Source organism: Desulfovibrio inopinatus DSM 10711 (genome assembly GCF_000429305.1).
In the GTDB taxonomy this organism is placed as follows: domain Bacteria; phylum Desulfobacterota; class Desulfovibrionia; order Desulfovibrionales; family Desulfovibrionaceae; genus Alteridesulfovibrio; species Alteridesulfovibrio inopinatus.
Map to the genome: position 1 here is coordinate 1 of NZ_AUBP01000024.1, position 25,611 is coordinate 25,611.

23 protein-coding genes are annotated in these 25,611 nt (G+C 49.4%); 8 read left to right on the plus strand and 15 right to left on the minus strand.

Annotated features, from left to right (window positions below; genetic code table 11):
• Nucleotides 1–250 precede the first annotated feature (250 nt).
• Both G451_RS35195 and G451_RS29485 read left to right on the plus strand, forming a co-directional pair.
• Complete coding sequence (locus G451_RS35195; protein WP_281171566.1) at nucleotides 251–373, plus strand: hypothetical protein; 123 nt, start codon at nucleotides 251–253, stop codon at nucleotides 371–373.
• 693 nt (nucleotides 374–1,066) lie between these two features.
• A complete protein-coding gene (locus G451_RS29485; RefSeq protein ID WP_034642326.1) occupies nucleotides 1,067–2,869 on the plus strand; it encodes a HAMP domain-containing methyl-accepting chemotaxis protein in 1,803 nt (600 codons plus the stop codon).
• Nucleotides 2,870–3,042: 173 nt separating this feature from the next.
• On the opposite strand, the gene G451_RS0113865 is transcribed toward G451_RS29485, so the two are convergent.
• Nucleotides 3,043–3,966, minus strand: a complete 924-nt coding sequence (locus G451_RS0113865) for an AraC family transcriptional regulator (protein ID WP_027184725.1) — start codon at nucleotides 3,964–3,966, stop codon at nucleotides 3,043–3,045.
• 249 nt (nucleotides 3,967–4,215) lie between these two features.
• Between G451_RS0113865 and G451_RS0113870 the strand changes: the two genes are divergently transcribed.
• Nucleotides 4,216–4,971, plus strand: coding sequence for an SDR family NAD(P)-dependent oxidoreductase (locus tag G451_RS0113870; RefSeq protein ID WP_027184726.1), 756 nt, complete (start codon nucleotides 4,216–4,218; stop codon nucleotides 4,969–4,971).
• Between the two features lie 101 nt (nucleotides 4,972–5,072).
• Here G451_RS0113870 and G451_RS0113875 read toward each other — a convergent pair whose 3' ends face one another.
• The 5 genes from G451_RS0113875 to G451_RS0113900 form a co-directional block, all read right to left on the minus strand.
• Nucleotides 5,073–6,707: a phytoene desaturase family protein gene (locus tag G451_RS0113875; protein ID WP_027184727.1), complete on the minus strand. Its 1,635-nt coding sequence runs from the start codon at nucleotides 6,705–6,707 to the stop codon at nucleotides 5,073–5,075.
• A 193-nt stretch (nucleotides 6,708–6,900) separates the two neighbouring features.
• Complete coding sequence (locus G451_RS34140; protein ID WP_027184728.1) at nucleotides 6,901–7,920, minus strand: hypothetical protein; 1,020 nt, start codon at nucleotides 7,918–7,920, stop codon at nucleotides 6,901–6,903.
• A gap of 222 nt (nucleotides 7,921–8,142) precedes the next feature.
• Nucleotides 8,143–8,406, minus strand: coding sequence for a hypothetical protein (locus G451_RS0113890; RefSeq protein ID WP_156921634.1), 264 nt, complete (start codon nucleotides 8,404–8,406; stop codon nucleotides 8,143–8,145).
• A gap of 212 nt (nucleotides 8,407–8,618) precedes the next feature.
• Entirely contained in the window at nucleotides 8,619–9,719 is a 1,101-nt protein-coding gene (locus tag G451_RS0113895) for an alkene reductase (protein WP_027184730.1), read from the minus strand.
• A complete protein-coding gene (locus G451_RS0113900) occupies nucleotides 9,716–10,672 on the minus strand; it encodes an aldo/keto reductase (protein ID WP_027184731.1) in 957 nt (318 codons plus the stop codon). The genes G451_RS0113895 and G451_RS0113900 overlap by 4 nt, the downstream gene beginning before the upstream one ends.
• A 350-nt stretch (nucleotides 10,673–11,022) precedes the next feature.
• Between G451_RS0113900 and G451_RS0113905 the strand changes: the two genes are divergently transcribed.
• From G451_RS0113905 to G451_RS0113920, 3 genes are all read left to right on the plus strand, one after another.
• On the plus strand, nucleotides 11,023–11,499 hold the full coding sequence (locus G451_RS0113905; RefSeq protein WP_027184732.1) for a methylglyoxal synthase: 477 nt from the start codon (nucleotides 11,023–11,025) through the stop codon (nucleotides 11,497–11,499).
• Nucleotides 11,500–11,895: 396 nt separating this feature from the next.
• The gene (locus tag G451_RS0113915) at nucleotides 11,896–12,465 is read left to right on the plus strand and encodes a hypothetical protein (protein ID WP_027184734.1); all 570 of its coding nucleotides are present in this window, start codon (nucleotides 11,896–11,898) and stop codon (nucleotides 12,463–12,465) included.
• A gap of 145 nt (nucleotides 12,466–12,610) precedes the next feature.
• Nucleotides 12,611–13,117 (plus strand): hypothetical protein, encoded by a 507-nt coding sequence (locus G451_RS0113920; RefSeq protein WP_156921636.1) that lies wholly within the window; start codon nucleotides 12,611–12,613, stop codon nucleotides 13,115–13,117.
• 175 nt (nucleotides 13,118–13,292) lie between these two features.
• On the opposite strand, the gene lysA is transcribed toward G451_RS0113920, so the two are convergent.
• The 5 genes from lysA to G451_RS0113945 form a co-directional block, all read right to left on the minus strand.
• Nucleotides 13,293–14,546, minus strand: a complete 1,254-nt coding sequence (gene lysA, locus G451_RS0113925) for a diaminopimelate decarboxylase (protein WP_027184736.1) — start codon at nucleotides 14,544–14,546, stop codon at nucleotides 13,293–13,295.
• Nucleotides 14,547–17,258: a DNA mismatch repair protein MutS gene (gene mutS, locus G451_RS0113930; protein ID WP_211236354.1), complete on the minus strand. Its 2,712-nt coding sequence runs from the start codon at nucleotides 17,256–17,258 to the stop codon at nucleotides 14,547–14,549.
• A 176-nt stretch (nucleotides 17,259–17,434) separates the two neighbouring features.
• Nucleotides 17,435–17,809 (minus strand): LapA family protein, encoded by a 375-nt coding sequence (locus G451_RS0113935; protein WP_027184738.1) that lies wholly within the window; start codon nucleotides 17,807–17,809, stop codon nucleotides 17,435–17,437.
• Between the two features lie 163 nt (nucleotides 17,810–17,972).
• Nucleotides 17,973–18,473: an HIT family protein gene (locus G451_RS0113940; protein WP_034642328.1), complete on the minus strand. Its 501-nt coding sequence runs from the start codon at nucleotides 18,471–18,473 to the stop codon at nucleotides 17,973–17,975.
• A gap of 37 nt (nucleotides 18,474–18,510) precedes the next feature.
• Nucleotides 18,511–18,993 carry a TIGR00725 family protein gene (locus tag G451_RS0113945; protein WP_034642330.1) on the minus strand — a complete coding sequence of 161 codons (483 nt, stop codon included), beginning with the start codon at nucleotides 18,991–18,993 and terminating at the stop codon, nucleotides 18,511–18,513.
• Nucleotides 18,994–19,074: 81 nt separating this feature from the next.
• On the opposite strand from G451_RS0113945, the gene uvrC reads away from it, so the two are divergent.
• Nucleotides 19,075–20,955: an excinuclease ABC subunit UvrC gene (uvrC, locus tag G451_RS0113950; RefSeq protein WP_084448583.1), complete on the plus strand. Its 1,881-nt coding sequence runs from the start codon at nucleotides 19,075–19,077 to the stop codon at nucleotides 20,953–20,955.
• Between the two features lie 80 nt (nucleotides 20,956–21,035).
• Entirely contained in the window at nucleotides 21,036–21,722 is a 687-nt protein-coding gene (locus G451_RS0113955; RefSeq protein WP_027184742.1) for a class I SAM-dependent methyltransferase, read from the plus strand.
• 72 nt (nucleotides 21,723–21,794) lie between these two features.
• Here G451_RS0113955 and G451_RS0113960 read toward each other — a convergent pair whose 3' ends face one another.
• The 4 genes from G451_RS0113960 to G451_RS32845 all read right to left on the minus strand — a co-directional run bounded on the left by G451_RS0113960 (nucleotide 21,795) and on the right by G451_RS32845 (nucleotide 25,608).
• A complete protein-coding gene (locus G451_RS0113960) occupies nucleotides 21,795–22,172 on the minus strand; it encodes a 3D domain-containing protein (protein WP_027184743.1) in 378 nt (125 codons plus the stop codon).
• A gap of 276 nt (nucleotides 22,173–22,448) precedes the next feature.
• Nucleotides 22,449–23,174, minus strand: a complete 726-nt coding sequence (locus G451_RS0113965) for a metal-dependent hydrolase (RefSeq protein WP_027184744.1) — start codon at nucleotides 23,172–23,174, stop codon at nucleotides 22,449–22,451.
• Nucleotides 23,175–23,204: 30 nt separating this feature from the next.
• A complete protein-coding gene (locus G451_RS0113970; RefSeq protein ID WP_027184745.1) occupies nucleotides 23,205–24,650 on the minus strand; it encodes a menaquinone biosynthesis decarboxylase in 1,446 nt (481 codons plus the stop codon).
• Between the two features lie 85 nt (nucleotides 24,651–24,735).
• A complete protein-coding gene (locus G451_RS32845; protein WP_027184746.1) occupies nucleotides 24,736–25,608 on the minus strand; it encodes a hypothetical protein in 873 nt (290 codons plus the stop codon).
• Between the last annotated feature and the right edge of the window lie 3 nt (nucleotides 25,609–25,611).

Consider the following 25,611-nt stretch of genomic DNA (forward strand, 5'->3'; position numbering starts at 1 on the left):
TGTATGCTCTTTCGAAGGGTGAATTGACCATGAAATGATGAATGCATGATGTTCCTGCATGGATTTAATTTGAATGTGCTCATATTTTTGTTGAAAAATATAATTTTAACGTTAAAAAGTTAACTTAATCGATTTTTATCAACCATAAATCAAGTCAATTGCGCTGTCACGCAGTTTATGTATTGATCTATTGAATGCAGAAGGGCGTGTCGTATTGAAAGAATAGATAGGGAGAGGAGAAAGCCGGTTAATGGTCGGCATTCATGGCATAGGCAAGGCGCATCATGGAGAGAATACGCTTGCTGCTGGCGCTGGGATTGACGGCCAGGCGTTTGTAGGAATCGATGATGACGGAATAGGGATCATCGTTTGAGGATGATGCCCCCCGCGGTCTTTCGTCACGGTGGTCGTCAGGCTGCCACTTCCGGAATGAACTTTGAACTGAAGTAGGACTTTAGTGTTTTATTCGTATTTATTATAAAAATGTTGCGATTATTGTTTTTTGTATGCCATGTAATACACAAACTTGATTGCGTTGTGCTGTCCGGCAAGAAAACAATTCAAAGAGACCATTTCGAGGTGATTTTTTACTGAAAAGAAAGTACCTCCCAACGAATTGTCTCTTCTATGTTTATTGTTGTTAACTTATTCGGTGTTCAGCCGATTTTCTTTGATGTGCCTTTTTTCAGTCCTGACCATGTGTTGATTGAGTAGAGGTGAAAGTATATCAAAACCAATTGTCTTCAATATTTATCTTGATATAAATTTTCTAAATATTTTCTGTGTGTAAAGAACTCGAATCTTCCAAAATATTGAATTGTTAAGTGGATTGTTTATAGAAGTAATATATTCTGAAGTATCATTCATGGAGACTCTAGTACGAGATGTCCATATGCTGTCGTAAACCGGAGACAAGTTTTTTTTTACAATTCTTTTTATTCATTTTGGAACGACTTGATAGCGTTTGAGAAGAAAATGTTTATTGCTCTCCCCTTTTGCAGTAGAAGTATTATTATAGTAGATGACTATATCAGTGTAGGTACTTGATTGAAGGAGGAAGAGAGGCATGAACGTATTTCGTGATGTGCGAATTGGAATGCGATTACTGAGTTCTTTTGCGGTTTTAGGCATACTGCTTGTGGCAATAGGATGGTTCGGGATTCGAGGGGTGTTAGCTATTGGCGAAGACCTGGACAATCTTTTCAATGTGCGATTATCGAGTCTTGACCTTCTTCTGCAAGTTGACCGAGACCTTCAGCAGCTTCTTGTGGCTGAACGGTCCTTATTTCTCACCGAACCGAATACCTCGGCCTTTGATGATCAGGTGAAAGAATATGAATCGAACTTGAAACAGTCCACCGAGCGCTGGGAGTTATACAAGGCACTCGATTTAACTTCTGAGGAAAAAGCCTTGATTCCTCAGTACGAAAATTTTCGAGCGAAATGGAAAGAAGTTTCCCGCCACGTTATCGAACAACGCATGTCCACATCTCCTCAAGAGCGCGAAGCCGCACTGGCCTTATGTATGAGCAAAGACAAAGCCAACTTTGAGCAGATGCGGGACATTATTGATCAGTTGACCGAGATGAACGAGCGTATTGCAAAAGAAACGCATAACCAAGCACAGGCACTGAGGTCTTCTGTTTTGTTCAAGATCAGCGGTGGTACTGCTGTCGGACTATTGGTGAGTTTGGTTTTGGCCTTACTGATCACACGTTCTATTGCCATACCTTTACGAAAATGTGTTGTCTTTTCAGATCGCATTTCCAGTGGAGATCTTGATGCAGTTCTTGATGTGCACCAGCGAGACGAGTCAGGACGCCTGGCTGATGGCTTGCGTACTATGGTGGAAAGACTCAAGGAGAAGATTGCCGAGGCCGAGATCAAAGGGGATGAGGCGCGTTTGGAAACCGAAAAAGTCAAGCACGCTGTGACAAAAGCCGAAGAAGCACAGGCCCAAGCGGAACGAGCCAAGGAAGAAGGGATGCTTCATGCGGCAACAGAGCTTGAAGGCGTTGTGGAAATCCTCACGTCGGCTTCAGAACAGTTATCCGCCCAGATCGAGCAATCGAGTCGTGGAGCGCAAGAGCAAGCTCTTCGTATTAGCGGAACGGCAACATCCATGGAAGAAATGAACGCCACCGTGTTTGAAGTGGCGCAAAATGCTTCGCATGCTGCGACGGCAGCCGATGAGGCTGCACAAAAAGCCGAGGCAGGAGCCAACGTCGTGAGCCAAGCCGTTCAAAGAATTTCGGATGTTGAGCGACAATCGCAGGAAATGAAAGCGGATATGAGCATGCTTGGTAAACAGGCCGAAGGAATCGGTCAGATTATGAATGTCATTTCCGATATTGCCGACCAGACGAATCTACTTGCGTTGAATGCAGCCATTGAAGCCGCTCGGGCTGGTGAAGCCGGACGTGGGTTTGCTGTCGTGGCAGATGAAGTCCGCAAACTCGCCGAAAAAACCATGAGCGCCACCAAAGACGTCGGAAATGCCATCCGCGACATTCAGGCTGGTACCAAAACCAACATAGAAAATGTTGAACGCTCGGGGATAACCATTGAAGACGCGACTGCTTTGGTGAATCAATCTGGTGAAGCATTGCATGAAATTGTTTCCCTGGTCGAGTCCACAACGGATCAAGTGCGCTCCATTGCGACAGCTTCCGAGGAGCAGTCTTCAGCAAGCGAAGAAATCAATCGGAACGTTGAAGATATTAGCCGCATTTCATCGGAGACGATGGATACCATGCAGCAGTCGGCTGAAGCTGTCGTCGAGTTGGCGAAACAAGCGCAGGTGATGAAGACACTGATCGAAAGAATGAAAGGCGACACTGGGACGACCGGACGCCACATGCTGACCTAGTGTCGGATCAACCTTCTCGTCTTCATATCGTTGAAACTCCGTTGACAGTGTGGTGAATGCGAAGGTGTGAGATATGTAAAAGCCCCCGATACGCATTGTTCGGGGGCTTTTTGTCTTTTTATGACATTGGCAATCATACGGATCGAATTCTTCAAAGATATGCTTCATCTCCATTATGGGCGGAGTGTTCGTTTTCGTCCGTCAAGATGTCCATGTTCTTTTAACCGATGAATATCCCGCCCCGGTGGATTACCGAACATGCGTGCGTATTCCCTATTGAATTGTGACGGACTTTCGTAGCCGACCTGATATGCCGCGCTGGCGGCATCCATGGAATTCGAGAGCATAAGGGTTCGCGCTTCGATAAGTCTGAGCGTTTTCTGATATTGGAGCGGGCTCATAGCGGTCACCGATTTAAAGTGTGCATAAAATGACGAGACACTCATGCCGACAAGCTCGGCGAGTTCATCCACGGAAAGAGCTTCATCAATATGAGATTGAATTTGATGAATAGCATTCGCTATACGCTGCATGTGGCTTCCCTTGAGTGTGCGTTGAGCGACAATATTGCCGTAATCGCTGCAGAGTATGCGATATAACACTTCCCGCATGGTTTGCGACGCCAGAACAGGGATATCATGAGGGGTATCCAAGAGGCGCGCCAGCCGAAGAATTCCGTCAGCCAGGATCTCGTCAACTCTCGCAACAAAGACTCCTCTCGTTGTGTTGAAGTCCGTATGCCTCGCATGGCTGGAATGCATGACAAGTTCTGAGACTTGTTTGAGGTCGATATCCATCTTGAGCAAGAGGTAGGGCGATTCTTGGGATGCGAGGGTAATTTGACCAATTACCGGCATATCTACGGAGACAAGAAAATATTCAGAGGGACCGTAACGATAAATTTCTTTTTCGAGCAATACCTGTTTTTTCCCCTGGGCGATAACGCAGAGTGACGGGTTGTAAACCGTAGGGAAGGCCGTGTGTGTCGTCGATGCTTTGAAGGCAATAACTCCAGGAATTGCTGTGGTATTTTCCCCTTCCGTGGGAGCGTGTCTAGAAATTATGCCAGCGAGTTCTTTTTGTTGTTCCTTGTTCATGGCAATCCATTTTTGCGATTGGTAGTGTTGTTATTGATCCTTTTTAAGGAAATTCGGTTTTTTTCTTTTTAGAGAAATAGGCAATCATCCTGGAATGTAGGGTATTTCAGAAACACGTAGGGCTACGTAATTTTCGATACGACGATATCGCGTTCTGGCCGTTTCATTGTGGCATTCTGGTCAGAAAATGGCGATGCAATCCTCGTCTCATCAATACCGTATCATCAAAAAATTGAAAGGAGCGGCCCTATGACCAAAATAGCCCTCATTACCGGTGGAAGTCGTGGCCTTGGGAAAAGCATGGCTTTGCACTTGGCTGAAAAAGGCCGGGATGTCATTTTGACCTATCATAGCAATAAAGATCGGGCAGAGGCTGTTGTTCAAACGATTCAAACAAAAGGGCAAAAAGCTGCATTTTTACAGCTCGACGTTACCCGGACAGAAACTTTTGCCGGTTTTGCTCAGTCCGTTCAAAGTGCCCTGCAAAACACTTGGGGACGCACCGAATTTGATTTTCTAGTCAACAATGCGGGGACCGGAATCCATAAGCCGTTTATGGAAACGACGGAAGATGAGTTTATGAAAATGATGCGCGAACACATCAAAGCGCCTTTTTTTCTAAGCCAGACCATGGTGCCGTTCATGAAAAAAGGCGGGCGTATCCTCAATGTGTCATCGGGATTAACGCGGCTCGTCTATCCCGGATATACGGCGTATGCCATTATGAAAGCTGCAGTGGAAGAACTGACGCTTTTTATGGCGAAAGAACTCGGTCCCAGAGGTATTGCTGTCAACACGATTGCACCGGGAGCGATTGAAACGGATTTCGGTGGCGGCGTGGTGCGTGACAATAAGGAAGTCAATGATCATATCGCCGCCACAACGGCGCTTGGCCGAGCGGGCTTGCCCGACGATATCGGTGGTGCCGTTGCCGCTCTTTTCGATGATGGCGCCGGCTGGATCAATGGTCAGCGTATTGAAGTGTCCGGCGGACAGGGTATTTAGGGTTTTTCAATAAAGAAAAAACGTTGTCATCTCATGTTCAGTCGCCGACATCGCCGGGGTATTCTGGCGGTGTCGGCGTTGTCATGACTCGTAGAGTATCGTTAGGATGCGCTGTTTGTGAGCGCTTGGGCTACGGCTTTGAAGGCGCCTTTGCCGCCCAGGAGTGCACCGGCGAACCCCCCGCCGGGATTGCCCCAGGCGCTCGCCAGATACAAGCCTGGTACATCGGTCGTATTCGAGATTCGGTTCATGAAAGAATTGTTCACCGTTTGGTTGTAGCCGTAAATCGCACCTGCCGTATTGCAGGTATAGCGCTGGTTGGTCAAAGGTGTAGCGCTTTCGCGCATGACAATCATTTTGGAAAGTCCGGGTAAAGCTCGCTGCTCTGCATGCTGGATGAGCATATTCGTGAGTCGATCTTTCTCGGCGTGGTATGCCTGCTTGCGTCCTGCAATGTAATCCGTCTCGAAACGTTTCCAATGCTCGTATCCGCACAGAGTCATCAGGGATAACGTCGAACAGCCTGCGGGAGAAAATCCGGGGACAAGATCATCGTAGACCATGAGTGAGAAGCCTGAGTTTGCAAAGTCGCACGACATGGCTGCCTTGAAGTTGCTTTCGACATCAGTGCTTGGAAAGTAGGCCACTTCAGGAAAGGGAAGGCGGTCTCGTACATCTTCCTTGAGCCCCAGCCACACGATGAAACTTCCCGGACTGGTCGTGTAGGTTGCGATCGTCTCCTGTTCTTTTTGTGGAAGAGTGCCTTTGGGTAGCACGTGATCAAAGATTTGTGGCGCACTGGCGTTACATACAACCGCACGAGCGGTGTATTTGCGACCGTCTTGCGTTTTCACACCAGACACGCGACCATCCTGCATGAGCATGGAAACGACTTTGGCGCCGTATTCTATTGTTCCACCGGCGTCGGTCACAGCATGCGCCAGGGCATGGGACAGAGCCTGAGAAGTTCCTTTGATATACTGTCCACCATACTGGAGATATTCTCCCGTTGGCAGGAGGTAATAAAATGCTGAAAGCTGTGACGGGGGAAGGCCGTAATATCCGCAACTCTGCGTCAGGAGAGCACGAAGGCGCGGAGTGTGAATATGTTGATCGATAATTTGTCCGATGGTTTTGTTACGGATTGCCCAGAGCGTGGGAAACGTTTGGGGAAATTGCTTCTTGTCGAGATCGGAGCGCGAGCTGCTCAAGCGACTCATCTCGGTCATGACGTTACGCCACAGGCTGAAGTATTGTTGCACGCCTGAGGATTCATCGGGAAATTTATGCAGAAGCTGACGCTGGAAGCCCTCAATGCCGGCTTTGGCCGGGATTTCGAGCGAAAAATCCGGGAAACGAGAGACCCAGGCATAGGGATGGTCGACATATTCCAACGCATTCCAGACGCCCAGTTCCGTTAACATACCACGCATGTCCGGCGCATTGAGAGCGGTAGAATGTAAAGAGACTTCACATGTGAAACGGCGATTATCGGTTTGACGATGAAATGAGGTGGCATATCCTCCTGGCGTGCCAGACTGCTCCAGCACAAGGGTTTTGAAACCATGTCGCGCCAGATACGCGGCACAACTGAGCCCACCAAGACCGGCGCCCACGACAATGGCATCATAGTCTGCTTTACTTTGAGGTAGGGGGGCGGCGCGGGAAAATTCCCAGTGTGCGAGTTGTGAAGCTGCTGCGATGAGTGACATGCGGAGAAAAAATCTACGATCCATGGCATTCCTCTTTTCGGCTTGAAGGAAAGGGTGGAACTCTTTGCGTATGGAAGTGAGGAACGTGTACCATGAAATGTGGCCAAGGGGTATGGTTGCGTAGAGTGCTATAGCTGTAAAACAATGCAAAACAATAACGCCCGCAACACGATGTGAAGCGGGCGTTAAAGAAAACGGAACCTTGGCAGGTGAGACGTTAATCACATTTTACGAATTCACCTTCCCATTCACCGCGCCAACCTGGATCGTTTTTGTATTTCCAGTTACCAAAGAAACCCCATGTTTCGTTGGTGATTTCAAACTGACCTCTTCGTTTCCCCAATTTCCATATTCCGGCCGTTGTCGGACCGTTTTTGGTGCCGGACAGTGTCCCTTGCTCACCAAAAGTGCCGGTCACAGCACCGGTCGCATCGTTGAATGTCATGGTCACCGGGCTTTTATGCGGATTGGGCGTCAGCATGACCGGGCCGCTCGCTGATGTGTAATGGCAGGCTCCGACGTTGGAACCTGCAGCCGGTGGAGGGGATGCAGGCGGCGGTGGCGGAGGAGGAGGAGTTGGTGCTGCCGCAGGGGGGGCACTCGTCGGTGGTTTGGGATAGGATTTTCCGGAAAGCATAGCACGGATAACGGGTTCCATCTGTTCATAGTCGGTATAGGTCGCGATTGCTTGATTCAGATCTTCACGCTGGCGCAACCAGACGGTTCCTTCACTGATGGCGGACAAATAGACGACATTATCATTTCGACCGACGTTCCCATCGTCAGGCGGGGCGCAGCCTATGAGAAGCGCAATATCTGTAATTTTGTCCTTATTGTAGTCATCGAAATAGACATCCCACAGATTGCAACCTTGGAGCGGGGTTGCACTGCTTGTGATGGGAGGCACCAGTTCTTCGATGAGATTCCCTTTCATATCAGTGAGTTGATAAGACAATGTGCGCGGAGAACTGTCATTTCCCGACAGGATGTTCAGGCACATCGTTGAGCCGCTGTCAGGATCAAAAAAAGCATAGGCGAACATCGTCCATCGCTGGATCGATTTACCGGATCGTTGCGCAATGGTATTGCAGGTGGCATCGAATTTCGGGACATACATCGGGCCACCGACTTTGTTTTCGTCTTCACCAGGGTCATCGTCCTGTGCTTTGACGGGGAAAGCCATTGTGAGGGCTGCGAGTAGACCGCAAAACATCATCAGAATAAATCGTCTCTTCATGGGATTCCTTTGTTCAATGTCATGGACGCGTGTTTGTATCACAATGAATGATACCAAGGCACGTTTTTTTCAAGCATGCAATGCCTGCATGCTTTGGCTCCATGAGCCTCATCCACTGTTTTGCAAAATTATGAGGGAACACTGGAAAAGTAAAGGACGCTATACATATGGGGCACAACGTTTTCCGTGACGTTTTACTAGGAGCGTGATCTGGTCATCAGATCAGCCTTCGTATTCATCGAGAATTAACCCTGATGTATGGCCCAGTGCGCCATATTTGAGTGTGAGTGTGAATTCTCCGTACGTAATGATGAGCTGTTGTGGTTTTGTCGGGAAATCATGTGCCTGATGGATGCTATCCAATACGGCAGTAAGGACGGCTCCAAGCGTTCCTGTCGACTCCCATTGTGTATAGAGACGGGTGGGGCAGAACAGAGGATGTGGATGATTTTGGGTCCACATGGAATGTGTAACACGGGAAAACATGAAAAAACGTATCTCCGGAAGTTGAAATTCATTCTTCTGAAGCAGAAGAAAGAGATGATTCGCATAACGCGTCATGTCTTGACCACGCCTTTCCGTACGATGATCATTCGATTCGGGTCAAGCTATCGAGACGTGAGGTGTGATAACATTTCCGATGAGGGTAGCGGCAAACGTCCTTGTTCGCAAATGAGGGCGTTTGCCGGAGAAATCGTTTATGCAGATTGATACTCAGGATAGTCGATATAGCCTTTTTCATCCCCGCCGTAGAGTGTGCTTCTGTCCGGTTCGACCAATGGCCAACCGTTTTTCAGACGTGTGGGGAGGTCGGGGTTTGCAACAAATGGCCGTCCGAAAGCGACAAAATCCGCATAGCCGTTTTCCAGGATCTCTTGTGCTCGATCCAGGGTGTAATTGCCGGCAACAATAATAAGATTGGGGAAAATAGCGCGTGCCAGAGCGCGGAATTCTCGCGGCACCTCGGGAGCAGTATCCCAATCCGCTTCGGCAAAGTGGACATAGCCGAAACCCATATCGGCCAAGTGTTTCATGGCAAGCAGAACGGTCTCCGGCGTATCGGGATCATTCATGCCGCGGCTTTGGTTGTGGGGAGCGAATCGCACACCGAGATGACCATCGGGAAAGATATCCACGATCCGTTCAGCAATCTCAATGAGAAAACGGATTCTGTTCTCAGGCGATTCTCCATAGGCATCATCACGGTGATTAGAGCTTTTGCGCAGAAACTGGTCGATCAGGTAGCCATTGGCCGCATGTAATTCAACACCATCAAAACCGGCTTCTTTGGCGTTTTTGGCGGCTTGAGCAAAATCATCTTGTATGCGGGCGATTTCATCTAACGTGAGGGCCCGCGGCGGGGTGCATCGGCGCAGCTCTCCTTGTCCCTGTTCATTGGCCATCCAGACCATGGTGCCGTCTGGTGTTGCAATGGCCGACGGCGCAACCGGTGGTTGACCGTTATGGAAATGGGCATGCGACATGCGGCCGACATGCCAGAGCTGTACAAAAATAGTCCCTCCGCGTTCGTGCACGGCGTTGGTCACGAGCTTCCAGCCTTCCACCTGTTCCGGTGAATGAATCCCCGGCGTAAAGGAATACCCCTGGGCATCGGGGGAAACCAGTGTTGCTTCGGTGATAATGAGTCCTGCTTGAGTGCGTTGGCCGTAATAGGTGGCCATCATCGCATTAGGGATGTTCCCCGGCTGTGAAGAGCGACACCGGGTCATAGGAGGCATGGCGATGTGGTTGCGAAACATCATATCTTTAAACGTGAAGGGGGAGAAAAGATCGCTCATTGGTCTGCGCTCGCTGTGTTGAGTTGATCCATATCGTCGTTAGACAACGTGAGGTCCAGGGCAAGGACGAGTTGTTTCAATTGATCGATGGTCGTGGCGCTGGCAATGGGGGCGGTCAGGCTCGGGCGCTTCATGATCCAGGCCAAGGAGACGGCCGCAACCGGGGCGTTGTGAAGTTGTGCAACCTCGTCCAATGCGGCAAGAATACGCAAGCCTCGGTCATTCATATATTTATCGAGAAAAGCGGCACCGCGATTGCTGTTTTTCAGATCGGCCTTGGTCCGATATTTTCCGGAAAGAAAGCCGCTGGCCAAGGAAAAATAGCTGACAACGCCGAGACCGTGTTGCACGCATACATCTTCCAACGGACCTTCGAAGCTGCTCCGACTATACAAGTTATACTCGGGTTGATGGGCGATGAATTGCGGGAGTTTTTTGTCTTTACTGACGTGCATGATGTCATTGAGCCGTTTTGCCGAGTAGTTTGAGGATGCGATATACCGGACCTTGCCGTCTTTGATGAGGCTGGTAAATGCTTCCAACGTTTCCTCGAAAGGCACGGTTCCATCGTCTTGATGCGCATAATAGATGTCAATGTAATCGGTTTGCAGTCGTTTCAACGAATCTTCGGCTGATTGAATGATATACTCCTTGCCTAACCCCTTGGATCCGTCCCCCATGGGCATACCGACTTTGGTGCCGATGATGACGCGGTCTCGCTTGCCGGATTGCGCCAGCCATTTGCCGATAATGGTTTCGGATTCGCCGCCGTGATTCCCGTCTACCCACGCGGAATAGACATTCGCCGAATCGATCATGTCGATACCGTGGTCGACAATCGCGTCGAGCATGGCAAATGATCGGGTTTCGTCCAGTGTCCAGCCAAAGACATTGCCGCCAAAAGCAAGCGGCGTCATGGTTATATCCGAATTTCCAAGATTTCGTTTTTTCATGGTCTCCTCCAAAACAAACATGGTGTCGTCAATCGGCCTGCGCGTCGAGTGACGTTGTTGTGTCTCCCAAGCTCCCTTGGGAGAACGGCATACTGTTTCAGTTTATCTCTTTTTCAGAGGTATGAAAAGAAGCGGAGAGAAAACATGGTGAAGTCTGAGATATCAATTGCTGACTGTGGAGAAACAGCGTCCCAAAGATTTCATTTTACTGATATATTGTTTCGTATTACCTGTTGTTCACTTCGTAAAAAGACGAAGATTTCCGTCTCTTTCGCATACTCTCAACAACGCGGTCACGCTTTGGGGAGAAGGCTATTTACTTTCTGGATAATGGAAGGAGTAATGAGAATATGAAGAAACGAAAAACTATCGCTGTTGTCGCCCACGATAATTGTAAGAAGGAACTGCTGGAATGGGCTTCTGTCAACATTGATATTCTTGTTCGGCATAAACTTGTCGCCACAGGCACAACTGGGGCACACGTCGAGCGTTTATTGCGAGAAACAGAGTCGTTGTCGGGGCAACAGGATGAATTTCCCAGCGTTCACAAGTTGAAATCCGGGCCTTTGGGAGGCGATCAGCAAATGGGAGCGCTCATATCCGAAGGCAAGATTGATCTCCTGTTTTTCTTTTGGGACCCTATGCAACCGCATCCGCACGATGTGGATGTCAAAGCCTTACTGCGACTTGCCGTCCTCTACAATATTCCCACGGCATGCAATCGTTCTTCGGCCGATTTTCTCATTTCGTCTCCATTGATTGATGGAGAGTATGAACTGAAGCAGGATGATTTTAGTACGTATATTGAACGGACTGTAGAGACATAAAAACGAATACATGCCTTCGGCGACTCAAGAAACTTTTAACGATTAGAGTGCAAATGGAGTTGTTTGTCTCTTTTGATCAAAGGAATACAAAGAGCTTTTCGGGAAAGATGGATCAAGGAATAGAGTATGCCAGGAAAAGGTGTGTTGTTTTTTGTCGTGTGGTACTTCGCAACGTGGGTCTTGGGTATGGCTCCTGGTTTTGTATATTCTTTGTATAGAAGAATATTCACTTCACCTGGACGAGAATTCCATTTCGAATCTGATGATGCTGTCGATTATGTGTTGAAAAAAAGCATCGTCTTTTTCTGTCCAAAACACCAAAACGGTATGCTGCCTTCATTTTGAGGTATTTGATTTCATTATTGCATCCATGATAACAGAAGGTGAACAGAGAGTATGGCCTTTAATTCGCATTGGTATATTCTTCTCTTTTGGTTATTCGCATGTATGATTGGTTTTCTTCCTGGATATCTCTATTCATTATATAGAGATAGTAGGCTGTTTCCAGGTGATGAGATGCTTTGGTTTAATGAAAAGAAAATAGATTATGTGTTGCAGAAGAGTTTCGGATTTTATTGTCTTTTGATAGTTATAGGGTCATTTATTGCTGCCATTACCGTGTTCTCCCTCGTTTTTCGAGATGGTGATATAGTGCAAGTCGTCCTTGGGTATTTATCTGCTATTCTCTGGCCTATGGTTTTCGTGATCGGCTCGCTTGAATATTTTAATTGTGATTGTGTTGTTATAGATGAAATAATCTATGTTAAGGTGTTAAAAACAAAGTATATATGGATTTCAATTCCGTTGCTTACCGTGACACATTATGGAGTACCTTCGGAAAGGAAGTGGTTATCACGGTATCGTGGAGCTATTTACGTGGGGAAAAAGATGTATGGTTTTGGGTACATGAATAACCGAGCAGAACTTTTTCGCTATCTCGATGCGCATGGAATACAAAGAAAGTAAGATAGCATTGAAAACACTAAAACGATATGCTGTCTTTATTTTGAAGTAATTGATTTCGTTATTGTATTCATAATAACAGAAGGTAACAGAGAGCATGGCCTTTAATTCGCATTGGTATATTCTTCTCTTTTGGTTATTCGCATGTATGATTGGTTTTCTTTCAGGGTATATTTATTCGTTGTATAGAGATAAGAAAGTATTTCCAGGAGATGAAGCGCTTTTATTAAATGAAAAACCAATTGATTTTTTTATAAAGAAGAGAAAAATATTCTTTACTTTTTCTGTTTTGTTTGTTGCGTTCTCTTTTGGAGCGTTGCTCTATTCTTTGTTATTTGAAGAACATGCTATTGTATTGGTTTTATTTAGATCTGTTATTGCTTTGGTTGTTGCTCTTATACTTCTTTTTGGTTCTTTTGAGGACTATAATGCGGATTGTGTTATTGTTGATGGTGTGCTTTATATCAAAGTATTACGAACACGATATCGTTGGCTGGAAATCCCACTAGCTGATATTACAGGGTTTGGTGTGTATGGTCGTGGGAGTTCAATGTATATTCAACAGGGGAAAAAACGCTATTCATTGGTGCTTATTGCGAATAGAACAGAACTAACTGATTTTCTTCGAGCCCATGGAGTAAAAGGAGGTGGGTAATAACAACAGAAATTGAATTGCTTCATCTCTTCACAATATCGAAATAACACCACATTCCAGACGTCCCCTTTTTCATCTCAAGGGGTCTGGGGAGGATAATCCTCCCCAGCCGCCAGAGGCATGCCTTTCGCGCCGAAGGCGTCAGCTTACCTCCTTCATCTTTCTTCTTTTTCTCTTATCCTTCAATGCTTTCCAATTCGAGTTCGACGAGATCGCGGTAGGTTTCGCGTTTTCTGGCAACGATGACCTTGTCGCCGTCAACGATGATTTCCGCAGCGCGAGCGCGTGAGTTGTAATTGGAAGACATCGTAAATCCGTAGGCACCGGCCGAGAAGACGGCGAGCAGTTCACCGGGTTCGACATCGGGCAGGTCACGATCACGGGCGAGGAAGTCGGTGGATTCGCAGATGGGGCCGACAACATCGACATTCTTTTCTGGTCGACCTTTGGGGGCCACTTCCGAAATGAGGTGATAGGAGCCATAGAGCGACGGCCGGGCCAGGTCGTTCATAGCGCTGTCGACGATAACGAAATGCTTGCTCGGTGTGGTCTTGGTGTACACCACGTTGGTGACGAGAATACCGCTGTTGCCAGCAATGACGCGGCCCGGTTCCAGGATAAGCGTCAGATCGGTTCCGGCGAGAGCATCGGTGATGGCTTTGCCGAATTCTGTGGGATGCGGGGGCTCTTCGGCATCGTAGGGGATACCCAAACCGCCGCCGAGGTCGAGATATTTGACTGTGATACCGGCTTCGGTGAGTCGCTTGTGGAAAGCCATTATTTTATCCAGCGCTTCAAGGAACGGCTCAATGGTGGTGAGCTGGGAACCGATATGGCAATCGATACCAATCGGCTCAATGGCTTCCATTTCGGCAGCGGCCTTGTAGGCGAGTAACGATTGTTCGATGTCGAGGCCGAACTTGTTCTTTTTCATACCCGTGGAAATATACGGGTGGGTCTTGGGGTCGACATCGGGGTTGATACGCAGGCTGATGCGGGCAACTTTTCCCAAGTCTTTGGCCACGGCATTGATGCGTTCGAGTTCGCCCATGGATTCCACGTTGAACATGAGAATACCGGCAAGCAGGGCTTCTTCGATTTCTTCCGTGCGTTTGCCAACACCGGAATAGACGATTTTGTCAGCAGGAATACCGGCCTTAAGGGCACGGAACAGTTCGCCACCGGACACGATGTCCATCCCGGCACCCTGTTCGCCGAGCAGTTGCAGAAGCTTGAGGTTGGAGTTGGCTTTCACCGAAAAGCAAGTGATGTGTTCGATGCCTTCAAAAGCGGAATCAAAGGCTTCGAAGTGGCGGCGCAGGGTGGCGGCGCTGTAAACATAGAGAGGCGTGCCATAGGTGGCGGCAAGATCGGCCACCTTGACATTTTCGGCATAGAGTTCGCCGTTTTTGTACTCAAAATAGTGCATTCAATTCTCCTTTTCGTAGGGGACAGCGCCCCATTTCTCTTTCCATTCACCAAGCAGATTCAATGCTTCCAAAGGGGTGAGCCGGTCAAGATGCAATTCCAAAAGCGCGGCGTGCAGTTCGTTTGCAAAACGGTTGCCAGTTGAAACCGGTTGTGACGGTTCGACGGGCGCGGCCAATCCGGGAAGCAGTCCCCGTGGACCCGTGGCCGGGCTGGGGGGCAGCTTTTTACGATCCTTGGATTTTTCTTCAAGCATGCCGAGAATTTCTTTGGCGCGTGTGACCACTTTGGCTGGAACGCCAGCCAACTTGGCGACTTCGATGCCGTAACTTCGATCAGAGGGGCCGGGGACAAGACGGCGGAGAAAAATGATATCGCCCTTCCATTCTTTGACGGCGATATTGATATTGCGCAATCCGGGCATTCTCCCTTCAAGCTGTGTGAGTTCATGGTAATGAGTAGCAAACAGGGTACGTATTCCCGTCACGCTCCCGGCCTTGCGGTTGACGAGTTCTTCCACCACGGACCAGGCTAAAGCCAAGCCGTCGAAGGTACTTGTCCCACGACCGATTTCGTCGAGAATGACGAGACTGCGCTTCCCGGCCTGCCGGAGAATGCGAGCCGTTTCCATCATTTCCACCATGAACGTACTTTGCCCCTGCGCGAGATTATCCGAGGCGCCGACGCGGGAAAAAATACGATCGGTGAGGCCTATATCAGCGTGCTTAGCCGGCACGAAAGAACCGATTTGGGCCATGATACAAATGATTGCCGTTTGCCGGAGTACGGTGGATTTCCCGGCCATATTTGGCCCGGTAACGAGGAGCAGCTTGGTCTCTTCACGAATATCAAGATCGTTCGGGATGAAATCGGCCATGCCCTGAACGGCTTCAACAACAGGGTGGCGTCCTTCCCGAATGGACAAGGACAGTCCGTCGTGCATGACGGGACGAGTCCATTGCCATTTGATCGCCGCTTCGGCCAGTCCCTGGAGGACATCAAGTTCCGCGACCACGCGCGCCATGGACATGAACCGCGGTCGGGCTGCTGCCACGGTTTCCCGCAATTGGGAAAACAGTTTATATTCTACATTTTTGCGTTTTTCGCTGGCCGACATGAGCTTGTCTTCAAGCTCTTTAAGCTGTTCGGTGATGTAGCGTTCGCTATTGGCCAGCGTTTGCCGTCGAATAAAGTGTTCGGGCGGACTTGTCTCCGATTTGGGAAGCTCGAAGTAATGCCCGAAGACCCGGTTGTATCCGAGTTTGAGGCGAGGCAAGCTGTGGGCTTGTTTTTCATCGGCAAGCAGATTTTTGAGGAGTCCTTCCCCGTGTTCAGTCAGTTCAATGAGTTCGTCGAGTTCGGGATTGAACCCCTTTTGGAATAAGCCACCGTCGGTAATCGTGACGGGCGGAGAGTCGACCAAAGAACGCGAAAGCAGTTCGGCAATGTCGGCAAGATCATCGAAATCGTTGAGCAATTCGGAAATGGCATCGGGCAGGTTCGATGCGTCATCCGTGGAGTAGGACGTTGCGTCTATGGGATGCTGAAACAACGTCTGGATATCGGGCAAACGAAGCAAGCTCTGGCGTAATCCGACAAAATCCTTTGGAGCTGCTCGGTTGAGGAATATACGGGTACTGAGTCGTTCCAGATCATAGACGCCGTCCAGCGCATTGCGGAGCGAGGCTCGCAAGTCAGCTTGTCCGGTGAAAAATTCCACCGCATCATGACTGCGCTGTATGGCATTCATATCGGTCCAGGGTTGGCGCAAGCGTGATTCAAGATGCCGGCCGCCCATGGCCGTCATGGTCATATCGAGAACGTTCCACAGCGTTCCTTTGCCTTTGCGACCGTCCAACCGGCGAAAAATCTCCAGGTTGCGCTCGGTCACCTCGTCAACGAGAAGATGCCGGGAAAGATTGAGCGGCGAGAAGGCGCCCAGATGCGCGAAGTCTTGTTTCTGGGTCTTTTTTAGATAGGCGAGCAGTGCCCCCATAGCACGGACGAGTTGCGGCTTGTCCTCGACATCAAGAGTAGACAAGTCGGCAACGCCTTGCGCTGTCAGAATGCGATCGCGGGATGCAGCCAGGTCGAAATCTGGTTTTATCGGCAAAAAGGAGGTCTTAATGCCCAGGTGGTGTAACGGGCGCGGCAGGTCACGTCCATCGGGCAGCAAGAGTTCACGGGGACCGATCTTTTCGGCCCATTGCCAGAGTCGAGGTTCGTCACGGCTCGACAGTCCGGTCCATTCACCCGTGGAATAGTCCACCCATGCAAGGCCACCGGCTTTGGCTTCCGTGTCCCAATAGAGTGCGGCAAGAAAGTTGTGATTTTTGGCCGGGAGATTGGCGTCGTCAATCGCCGTACCCGGAGTGAGCACGCGGGTTACTTCCCGTTTGACCAGGCCTTTGGCTTCTTTGGGATCTTCCACCTGTTCGCAGATGGCGACTTTAAAGCCTTTGTCCAGAAGCTGTGCGAGATAGGATTGTACGGCATGGTGAGGCACTCCGCACATGGGAACGGGGGCTTCGCTGTTGGGGTTGCGTGAGGTCAGGGTGATTTGCAGTTCTTTGGCTGCAACATGCGCATCCTCGAAGAAAAGTTCATAAAAATCACCCATGCGATAAAACAGCAACGCGTCAGGATATTCATCCTTAACACGCAGATAATGTTCAAGCATGGGGGTCAGTTTGACAGGTGAAGCCTTCACAATATTCGCCTTGTGGACTGTAAGTATTATATCCCCGCGAGCAGCTTTGGATGGTGACTGCGGGGAGAGTGACTTGGCGTTTCAAAGAAAAAACGCGTTCGAAATGTACCCGGACAGAAGCGTCAAGAGACGCAGCCACAGGACGCCGAACGCGTTTTAGGATGCAAGGACGTCTTCGACTACGCGGTTTGCTCGGACTCCTCGGCCTCATCACTGGGCGTGGCAGCGGGATAGGTCGATTCGACCCGTTCGGAGGCAGCGCTCTTCAGCGCGCTGACTTCGCGCTCAAGAGAAGCGATTTTTGCTTTTTGCTTGGAAATAACGGTCATCTGGACAACTTTGTCCACGATAAAATACAGCAGTGAGAAAATTCCACCAACTGCGAAGGCGAGGAGGATGACAAGATAAAAAGGCAATTCCTGAGATGTATAGCTGTAGTTGAATAGTTCCATCTTCAACGACATGGGCGCCGACAGCACACCCGTGTTTTGAATGAAGAACACCATGCTCAGAAAGAAAAAGATAACGAGCAGCAGGACCTTGATGAAGCGCATTGAACCCTCCTTTTGAAATTGACGCCTTGCCGTGAGCCGATTGTTTGGCCTTAAGCCGAATTTGCATCACACATTGAAAAATATCGCCGTTGAGGCATCGTGTTTTCGCACAAATGAATTTTGGTGATAATGCCTTTGCACGCCAATCTCAAGGATTTTCTCCTTAGGCATCTCTTGACAGTGCATCGAAGCGTGGTTTGAGCCGATCATATGTCGATAAGAGTGATTCTGGAACGACTCGGGTTGCACTAAACACGGCCATAAATGATGAATCACCATTCCAACGCGGTACCATTTGAAAGTGGAGATGCGCGGCAATACCGGCTCCGGCTGCGCTTCCTAGATTCAACCCAATGTTAATTCCATTGGGGTTGAAAGCCTCTTTCATGACAGCCGTCGCCTGTTGCAAAAGTGTCATACACTCTTCGGATTCGGCCTGATTGAGATCCGTCAAACAACTTACGTGACGATACGGCACCACCATGAGGTGGCCACAGTTATATGGAAATTTATTCATTATAACATACGCGTGACGTCCTCGTGTCAGAACAAGGCGTTCACGGTCTTCCGTAGTTGTCTCAGGCAGGCAAAACACGCATGAGTCAGGCTTTGGACCAAGGATATAGTCCATACGCCAGGGTGCCCAAAGAATATTTTCTTCCATGATTCTACTTGCACTCCTGTTGCTTGGGAAGGTTGGTTTATGATGCAATGCCAAGACGTTCGAGACCCAATTCAAGGGCCTTGTGTGCCGATGTCGCGAGAAGAACAGCCGTCAATTCTCTCCAGGCCGCAACAGCAATAACCGGTTTTTCCAATTTTAAGGCAAATCCAATTTCGGAGAGAGTGCCCGCTCCACCGGCAAAAGCAAAAACAATATCTGCATTTTGCACAACAAGTGCGTTCCGCATGTGGCCGAGTCCTGTTGCAATGGGGATATCGACATATGGATTGGCATCGTTTGCGGTGATGCCGGGAAGAATGCCAATGGTCAAGCCATTCCCGTCTTTCGCACCGCGGCAGGCTGCGTTCATGACACCGCCTAAGCCCCCACAGACGGTGAGCACTCCGGCCGATGCGGCAGACCGAGCCAATGTATAGGCGAGCGATTCCGCTTCGGGGTGATATTTTCCCGAACCGATATATGCAGCACGTGGTTGATCGCGCCAGAGAGAATTTTTCATATATTTTCCTCGCGGAAATAGGGAATTGGAGTTCGTGTACACTGGCAAATCGTCAAGAGCAAGACGGACAGACTTGTCTAAATGATCGAACATGTGCATGCTAATGGCCCCATGTCAATGAAGTCCAATGATACTCGATTCCAATTCTTACCGGCAGATTATCCCACATCGCCTGGCGTCTATTTCATGAAAAATAGTCAGGGACGGATTCTCTATGTCGGGAAAGCCAAAAATTTGCGCGCTCGGCTCTCTTCCTATTTTCGTGAAACCGGCATCGCGCCGAAAACCGCTGCTCTGGTGGCGAAGATCGCATCAATTGATACACTTGCCGCCGAATCAGAAAAAGAAGCGTTGTTGATTGAGGCGAGCCTGATTAAAAAGCATCGTCCGCATTACAACATCGTTCTTCGCGACGACAAACAATATATTCTCTTCAAAATCGATAAGACTGTCGATTTTCCCAGATTGGCATTTACCCGGAATGTTCTTGCCGATAAAGCCACCTACTTTGGCCCTTTCACCTCCTCGTCGGCGGCACGAGCCACTTGGAAGGAATTAGGCCGTATTTTTCCGATCCGGAAATGTTCGGACAAATCGTTTCGAAACCGGGTCAGGCCGTGCTTGTATCATCATATCGGGCAATGCCTGGCACCGTGTGTCAATGCGATTTCCAAAGAGGAATATAGGCGGTTGGTGCGACGTGTGGAGGATTTTCTGCGGGGGCGTTCGCAAGAAGTCATCAAAAGTGTGGAACGCGAGATGTATGCGGCTTCCGACGCCATGGATTTTGAGAAAGCGGCTCAATTACGAGACCTCGTTAAGGCCATGCGGAAAACTGTTGAGGGACAAGCCGCCGTACTGCCGAGACTTGAAGATCTTGATGTTGTAGATACGGCCGTTACCGGGGCCGGGTTGGGGTTGTGTATTCTGTTTGTTCGGCAGGGCCAGGTTATTGGACGGAAAAATTATTTTTGGTCTGATCGCGGAGAAGATGACATCCAAGAAGCGGTGTTAGGATTTTTGGGGCAGTTCTATGGTCCGCAACGGTTTATTCCTCCCCGCATTCTGCTTCCCGATACGGTCAACCTCGTGAACGATGATGAAAATATCATTGACGCACTTGTTGAAGTTTTAACGGAACGGCGTGGAGATCCCGTGCGCTTGACGCACGCCGTGAAAAAAGATGAAAAGCCGTTGCTGGCGTTGGCTCAGACTAATGCGCTTCAGGCTGTTGTCGAAGCGGGCGACGGGTCGAAGCATCGTATTGTGGCGCTGTTACGGCATGCTCTGAAACTTGGGCGTGACCCAGTGCGGATTGAAACCATTGATGTCTCGCACTTGGGCGGTACCAATACTCGGGTTGGACAAATCGTCTACGAAAATGGACATCCGGCAAAAAGCGAATATCGAATATATGCGCCGGAAGAGGCTGAAGGGTCGGGTGACGATTATCTTGCCTTAGCGGAATGGGTGCGCTGTCGACTCGATTCAGGCCCGCCGTGGCCTGATCTTGCGTTGATAGACGGTGGAAAAGGGCAGTTGCGCGCCGTGGAGCGTGCTCTTGAAGATGCTGGTCAACTTGGTTTATTTGAAATTGCGTCCATTGCCAAAGCGGGACGCGCCAAGCATGAGCTTGGAGATGTCATTTTTCGGCCAGGCAGGAAGAATTCACTGAATCTTCGGCCCGGAAGCCAGGAATTGCTGTTTCTCCAGCGCCTACGCGATACGGCCCACGATTTTGTTATCCGCGGTCAGCGTCGAGCACGAAAAAAAGCCGGCCTCGCCAGTGAACTTTTGGCTGTACCTGGGGTTGGCCCCAAGACAGCACGTCGTCTTTGGGATGCTTTTGGGAGTGTGGACAACATGCGCAAGGCCGGTGAAGAGGCTTTGGCTGCGGTCCCTGGCATTGGCAAAAATAAAGCGGCCATTATTTGGCAGGCTCTTGCTTCTCAGAAGCCGTAGACGGCGTAAGCAATGTATTAAAAACAGTTATTACGAATCTTCAAAAGAGTCTCCACACAACAGAAGCCAAGGGAGGGGGTGTGTCTCTGGATGAATTTTACTCCATAGTCGAGACCTTACCGCAAGAAGATCTGTACCGGACTGTCTATGATCCCGACTTTGCCGTGCTTCTGCCCGGCAAGGAAATTATAGACGATCAAATTTTACAAGATTTTTCCTGTGTGGATTTCTCGGGGAAAACGGTTGCCGATCTCGGCTGCAATTTCGGTTTTTTCAGTTTTCAAGCAAAACGCCTCGGGGCGTCGAGTGTATTGGGAGTAGATTATGCCGATCGGGTGATTCTTGCCGCCCGAGAATTGGCCGATGCGTTTGAGATGGATGGGGTGACTTTTGAAACGCATGATATTTACAAACAAGACTCGACCTTACGTCAGCAGCGTTTTGATGTGGCCATGCTTGTCGAATTTATTGGCAAATCATTTATTGGCGGGCAAATGATCGACTCGGCACTCCATGCCGTTGAGTGTTTGACAGATAAAGAGATCGTCCTCTCCATTCAAAAGATTTACTGGATCAACAAGGAATTGAAGACGACACCGGAAGCCTTATTGGCGTTATATCCTGAGAAATATATCCAAAACGGCGATTTTCTGCTCTTTGAGTATGTTAAAGATTATTTTGCTGATCGCTGGACATTGGAATGCTTGTCCGAGCTTGTTGATGCGTATCAGAAACCGCGCATCTTTCTTCGATTATTCAAGGCATAGAAATGCCCTCTCAAAAAAAACGGCTCGCTACAATGTGCGAGCCGTTTTTTTTTTTCGTCACCTGACATCCGTTTATTTTTTCCAGCGGATTGTCACTTTGCGTCGGCCCCACTTGCGAGCCGCTTTGAGGTCGGTGCCGAAATAGATATCGATTTTACGCTTCCATCGTCTGGACATTTTGTCGAGGACGAGGAATTCTCCCTCAAGACCATCTATGGTAACTTTCGTTCTCCGTTTCAGACCGAGGGGAATGAGGTCACTTGAAACAGCGATGGCTTTCATTCCCGGTTTGAGACGGTCACCCCAGGCAGCTTTGAAGGGGTCGCCGTGGGTTTGAGAACCGTGTGAGGTGTACGCAGTAGATTTGACGACCATAGCGTTAACATCGGCGTTCGCCGGCAAAACAAGTCCGACGAGGATGAGCGCCGTAACGGCAATGACGTGTTTCATGGTGATATGACTCCTTTGGGCAACGGGTCGACGAGAGCAGAAAGCTGGAAAAGAAGGGAGTATTCGGTGTAACCCGTTGTTTTGACTTATAAAACAAACAGTAAAAGCTATTGTGGACACAACAAGATAGCATCACATAAAAAATGATTGGCTATCTGTCCAGCAATAAATCTCTCAAATGAACCCAATATGATCTGTATTGGTGGTTTAGCGTATAACAATTCAGACCCGAAGAATGTACATTCCTCGGGTCTGAATTGTTATACATGAGGTCTTTTAGAAACAGCGGCAGTCGTCGTCGCTGTCCTTTTCGAGGATGATTGTGTCTGATGGAGACAGATCGACCAATGTTGTTTCAACGCCAAGGGTTTCCAGAGAGGAGCCGAAGGCGGTAGTATCTTGTTCAAGTACAGGGAATGTGCCCCAATGCATGCCGATAACTTTTTTACAACGAAGGAGCTGACAGGCCACAGCCGCCTGATGTGGGTCCATGGTGAATGTGCCGCCGATGGGCAACATGGCCAGGTCGATGGAGTGAAATTTGCCGAACAGCTCCATAGTTGCAAAAATGCCCGTATCACCGGAGTGGTAAAGGCAATATCCATCGGGCAGAGTAATGATGTACCCTACGGGGAGTCCTGATTCACTACTGTGTACAGCCTGCACCATCTTGATGGATATCCCACGAAATTCCACACTCCCGCCAATATTGATCCCAATGCCGTTGATAACCTGAGATTGCGGCAAGCCGGCATCGACGAGTTTGCTTACAGTTTCTACAATAGCCAGCAAGGACGCACCCGTGTTCTTACAAATGGATAGGGCCTGACCAATGTGGTCTTGATGATCATGGGTCACCAGCACAAGATCAATTTCGCCGATATCCTCGGGTGTGGCTTGAGCCGTCGGATTGCCTTCGAAGAAGGGGTCGATGGCTATGACAGTGTTCTGCGTTTTCAGGACGAAGTTGGAATGCCCGTGCCATATCAGCTTATGTCGCATAGCCGCTCCTTGTGCAGACGTTCTCCCAAATTACAGGCCGAGAGTGCTCCAGAGTCCATCGATGCGTTTTTTCACGTCTTTGCTCATACGCAATGCCGATGGCCAAGGACGGTGGTGGCCGTCTTCCGGTCCCTTGCGTGTGGCATCAATGCCGATCTTGCCGCCAAAATGTGCACGAGGTGCTGCATGGTCCAGTGCATCCAGTGGTCCTTCGGCAATGACAATATCACGTTTGAAATCGACATTGTTCCCCATGCGCCACAGCACTTCGGACGTGTTTTGTACATCGACATTTTTGTCCACCACAACAATCATCTTGGTGAACATCATTTGTCCAAGTCCCCATATGGCGTACATGATCTTTTGAGCCTGGCCGGGGTAGCGTTTATCAATACTGACAAAACACATATTATGAAACACCCCTTCCAACGGCAGACTCAAGTCGATGACTTCGGGGAGTTGCTTTTTGATCAGGGGGAGAAACAGGCGTTCCGTGGCTTTGCCCATGTAGGTGTCTTCCATTGGCGGGGGGCCGACGAGTGTTGCCGGATAAATGGCATCGCGTCGGTGCGTGAGGGCGGTCACATGGAAAACCGGATAGTCATCGGCCAGTGAATAATAGCCGGTATGATCGCCAAACGGCCCTTCATTACGGCGTTCCTTGGGTTGGACATAGCCTTCAAGAACGAACTGGCTATTAGCCGGGACTTCAAGGTCGACGGTCAGGCATTTGGTCATTTCCACGGGGGCGCGTCGTAAAAATCCTGCGAAAAGCATTTCATCCAGCTCGTCCGGAAGAGGGGCTGTGGCCGCATAGGTGACAACGGGGTCCGGGCCGATGGCAACAGCCACTTCCAGCGGTTTGTTGCGCTTTTCGGCGAGATGATAGTGGTAGGCCGATCCTTTATGCCGGTGCCAGTGCATCCCCGTGGTGCGCTTGTCAAAAACCTGCATGCGATACATGCCGGTGTTGCGCATGCCGGTTTCCGGATTTTTTGTGGTCACAACCGGTAACGTGATAAATGGGCCAGCATCCTGGGGCCAGGTGGTCAGTACCGGAATTTTGGTCAAGTCGACTTCATCGCCCTTCATGACGACTTCTTGGCAGACTCCGCCCGATACTTCTTTGGGAAATACTTTGCGTACTCGGTCAAGCTTCGGCAAGAGTTTCAGCTTTTTGACGATGCTGTCGGGTTTTTCGACTTCGAGGAATTCGGCGATTTCATGCGACGCCGCTTCGAGGTCTTCACACTCAAGCGCCATGTGCATACGCTTGTATGAGCCGAGAACATTGGTCACCACTGGAAATGGGCTACCCTTGACCGATTCGAATTTTAAAGCAGGGCCTGTTTTTTTACTGACCCTGTCTGTGACTTCGGCGATCTCAAGATAGGGATCGAGTTCGGTCTTGATATGAGCCAAATCACCCTCTTTCTCAAGGGCATGGAGAAAATCCTGTAAATCCTTATATGCCATGACATACTCCCGAAGTTTGATGGGCCAGAGCTACATCAGCCTATAGCACAAGACAAGATGTTGACGCATCCTGGCGGGGTAGAATTTATACTTTAAGGTTGAGGCGGAGTGTTGGATGCGGTGCAAGCGCGACACGATTGGCTAAATTGCCTCGAGCGCGTCCTGCTGGCAACGCGGACACTGGAATGGATTGCGGATCAATGGCAAAGCCGGGGAGATGATGATCGACGAGGTGCTGTCGAACCGTGTCGGCGGAGTCTGGATGTTCGAGTTCAAGTCTGACGGTAGGGGAGTCGCCGGAGAAAACAAGATGCATTTGTACTGCGCCGCATCCGGGGATATGCCCAAATTCAATAACTTCAACCTCGCGACCAGGTGATATCTGTTGAATCAGGCATTCATGACGCAATACTCCAGGAGCATGCCAGGGGGCGTAGTGAAGTTGCGCGTGGTGTTCTGCGAGAAGTCCAACATTGATGTGCTTGAGCGCCAATTTCATATCACGAAGCAGCGCGCGCACTTCCGGAATAGTACGGACAAGTTTAAAAAAACGGCTGCGGCGTGCAATGAGTGTCGAACCGCCCCAAAGCTGACTTCCTGGACCCAAGCGATCGAGTCTCGTTTCCAGAGCATCCCGCAATTGAAAAAAAAAGATGGCTTCGTGTTTCAGCGTTAAGGCCGACCCCGGTTTTTGCGGGAGTTCTTTCAGAATGATGTCGGGCTCAAGTTGAAGAACCCGAAAGACGAGACGTGTTCCAGGAACAGGATTTCCTTCGATGCCGGCAAGAAGTTCCAAATCCGCAATGCCGATCCAGGCCAAACCTGCGCGTTCCCAACGCAAAAAACGACCAACAAGCGTTTGGCCGACGTGAAAACGACGACGAAACGCCTGTGCACGTTGATTGGGATGGTGACCACCATGACGGCGGCCGTAGCTTGATTTATCACCGATGCGCATGGC